Genomic DNA, 2949 nt, shown 5'->3' on the forward strand with positions numbered 1-2949 from the left:
GGATTTAACCCCGTGCAGCAAGATTCGTTCCACTTCGGTTATGCGCTATTACTTACCACGCGACCTTTTCCTAGAATGGTCATGAAAGAGGGCGTGCGCTTATGACGCGGGAGAAAATTGAACTGCTACAAGAAGAAGTTGCTGGACTGCAACTCGCCGCCGGTTACCTTGAGTATTCAATGGATCGATGCCTTAATCTGATTGGCCAGGAAGAAATGCCGCCAGAACAACTTGAGCGCCTTGAGTCCCTTACGAGTCGCTTTGCCCGTTTGGCCGATTTGCTCATTCAACGCATCTTCCGCCTGGTTGATGAGATTGAATTGACGGGAGGTGGCACCCTGCTCGACCGTATCTACCGCGCAGAAAAACGAGGTTGGGCGAACGCCGCTGAACTGATCAAGATCCGCGAGTTGAGAAACCTGATTGCCCATGAATACGCGACCGAGAAGATGCAAGAAATCTATACCGCTGTGGCGGCCATGGCCCCAGCGCTGTTGGCAGCCGTGCCCAAAGTGGTTGACTATGCTGGCAACACAATCCGCCGCTATCCAGCATGAGCATCTGCCTCGCTCCCCCCATCCTCTCCGTCGAATTCCACCAGTTCCGAGTCAAAGTCCGAGTAGGCCCTGGCAAACATCGGGCGAAGGTCGTCAAGAGCCTCTTTCATGAACGTGCTGCCAGCGGCTTAACAGCTTTTAAAGAGTAATCAATCGAGTGCGCATTAGGCCGGATCAAACACAAATCATCGGCAGGCAAATACACCAGTATTTAGGTGATACCGCAGCCATCTGGCTGTTTGGCTCACGTGTTATCGATAACAAAAAAGGGGGGATGTTGATCTCTATGTCGAAGCAGACCCCTACCCTTTACTGAACGAAATGCTCTGTAAAATTGGCCTTGAGGAAGGTCTGGAGATGCCGGTGGATCTGATTGTCCGACAGCCATTTGATGCTTCCCCGATAGCACGCATTACTAAAACTCAGGGGATCAAACTGTGCGTGAAAACAACCTCCTGCTGAAAAATCCTGGTCGAATTATTCCAAAAATGGTTTTATTTCAATCCGAGAGTTTTCGGAATGCGACGACATCGGTCGGCTTGAAAAAAACTACAGGAGATAAAGAATGAATAAAACTGCGTTAATAACCGGCATCACCGGCCAAGACGGCGCCTACCTTGCCGAATTCCTGCTCAAAAAGGGCTACGTCGTGCATGGAATCAAGCGCCGCGCCTCGCTCTTCAACACCGACCGCATCGACCATCTGTACCAGGACCCGCACGTCGAGAACAAGAACTTCGTCCTGCACTATGGCGACCTCACCGACTCCACCAACCTGATCCGCATCATCCAGCTGGTCCAGCCCGACGAGATCTACAACCTCGCGGCCATGAGCCATGTCGCCGTCAGCTTCGAAACGCCCGAATACACCGCCAACGCCGACGGCATCGGCACCCTGCGCATTCTCGAAGCCATCCGCATCCTCGGCCTCGAAAAGAAAACCCGCTTCTACCAAGCCAGCACCTCCGAACTCTTCGGCCTTGTGCAGGAAACGCCGCAGAAAGAAACCACCCCCTTCTACCCGCGCAGCCCCTACGCCGTCGCCAAAATGTACGCCTACTGGATCACCGTCAACTACAGCGAAGCCTACGGCCTCTTCGCCTGCAACGGCATCCTCTTCAACCACGAATCCCCGGTGCGTGGCGAAACCTTCGTCACACGCAAGATAACCCGCGCCCTGGCGCGCATCAAACTCAACCTGCAAGACTGCCTCTACCTCGGCAACATGGATTCCCTGCGCGACTGGGGCCATGCCCGCGACTACGTCGAAGCGCAATGGCTCATGCTCCAGCATGACAAACCCGAAGACTTCGTCATCGCCACCGGCGTGCAATACAGCGTTCGCGACTTCGTCAACGCCGCCGCCAAGGAAATCGGCATGCAACTTCGCTGGGAAGGCACCGGCGTAGAAGAACAAGCCGTCCTCCTCCCCTCTCCCGCAAGCGGGACAAGGGGCCGGGGGAGAGGGAGCAGCACAAGCAGCCGAACGAGTCATCGTCAAGGTGGATGTCCGCTACTTCCGCCCCACCGAAGTCGAAACCCTGCTCGGCGACCCAACCAAAGCCAGAGAAATACTCGGCTGGACGCCAAAAACAACCTTCGATGAACTGGTCGCCGAAATGGTCCGCGAAGACCTGAAGAGCGCCGAACGCGACGAACTCGTCAAGAAGCACGGCTAGCGACGACGTTGTGACCATGACTTTTGACCTGCCCGCTTCCTTGGCTCGTTCAAAAAAAGAAGGTACTTCGAAGCAAACGCCGGGGAAAACGCTGGGGAAAACGCTGGGGAAAACGCCAGATATGATCCTTCGCCAGCTTGCAGAAGCGCCAAGCACTGCAATCCCCGAGCTAGCTCTGCAACTTGGCAAGTCAGACAGTGCCATTGAGCGGGCTATTCGCAAACTGCGTGCTGAAGGCAAACTGCGCCGCGTCGGCCCCGCCAAAGGCGGGCACTGGGAGGTCGTCGAATGAAAACCGCCCCAAACTCCGCAGCCTCACTGCTGGAAGCTATCCGCCAGGGCGAAAGTACGTTTATTGAATTCAAAAGCAGCTTCCAAAAAGAAGTGATTGAGACACTCACCGTGTTTGCCAACACCCAAGGAGGCGCCGTGTTGATGGGCGTCAGCGACGCGGGACAAATTGTGGGCGTGGCTGTTCAAGCTGAAGCGGTTCAAGGCTGGATCAACCAATGCAAACAAATTACAAGCCCCCGCAGGGTAAATTTGTTCTACCGCTAACCCATTGATTTACCGTGGCCCGAGGCCAGGCTTCGCGCTCATTCCGGGCTTGACCCGGAATCTGACCGAAGGAAATGCAGAGCCAGTTCGTTGATGAAATAGGTCTTTTAACATCTTGATCAGATGGACGAATCTGGATACCGGGCTCTGCATTT

General features: G+C 54.8%; 4 protein-coding genes and 1 pseudogene. All 5 read left to right on the plus strand.

Annotated features, from left to right (window positions below; all coding sequences use genetic code 11):
* The first annotated feature begins 101 nt into the window (after positions 1-101).
* Positions 102-557 (plus strand): hypothetical protein, encoded by a 456-nt coding sequence (locus tag ACOYNV_RS27025; RefSeq protein WP_422902914.1) that lies wholly within the window; start codon positions 102-104, stop codon positions 555-557.
* Positions 558-1122: 565 nt separating this feature from the next.
* Positions 1123-1920 (plus strand): annotated as a pseudogene (gmd, locus tag ACOYNV_RS27030) (GDP-mannose 4,6-dehydratase); the annotation flags it as partial.
* 139 nt (positions 1921-2059) lie between these two features.
* Complete coding sequence (locus ACOYNV_RS27035) at positions 2060-2236, plus strand: GDP-mannose 4,6-dehydratase (RefSeq protein WP_422902915.1); 177 nt, start codon at positions 2060-2062, stop codon at positions 2234-2236.
* 16 nt (positions 2237-2252) lie between these two features.
* Positions 2253-2528, plus strand: a complete 276-nt coding sequence (locus tag ACOYNV_RS27040; protein WP_422902916.1) for a winged helix-turn-helix transcriptional regulator — start codon at positions 2253-2255, stop codon at positions 2526-2528.
* On the plus strand, positions 2525-2794 hold the full coding sequence (locus ACOYNV_RS27045) for a helix-turn-helix domain-containing protein (RefSeq protein ID WP_422902917.1): 270 nt from the start codon (positions 2525-2527) through the stop codon (positions 2792-2794). Before ACOYNV_RS27040 ends, ACOYNV_RS27045 begins: the two co-directional genes overlap by 4 nt.
* The last annotated feature ends 155 nt before the right edge of the window (positions 2795-2949 follow it).

This window comes from Propionivibrio sp. (assembly GCF_049316945.1).
Lineage (GTDB): Bacteria > Pseudomonadota > Gammaproteobacteria > Burkholderiales > Rhodocyclaceae > Propionivibrio.

What these genes read in the sequence shown, in the direction of transcription:
- ACOYNV_RS27025 (WP_422902914.1), top strand. Translation starts at nt 102, where the DNA reads ATGACGCGGGAGAAAATTGAACTGCTACAAGAAGAAGTTGCTGGACTG.
- ACOYNV_RS27040 (WP_422902916.1), top strand. Translation starts at nt 2,253, where the DNA reads ATGACTTTTGACCTGCCCGCTTCCTTGGCTCGTTCAAAAAAAGAAGGT.
- ACOYNV_RS27045 (WP_422902917.1), top strand. Translation starts at nt 2,525, where the DNA reads ATGAAAACCGCCCCAAACTCCGCAGCCTCACTGCTGGAAGCTATCCGC.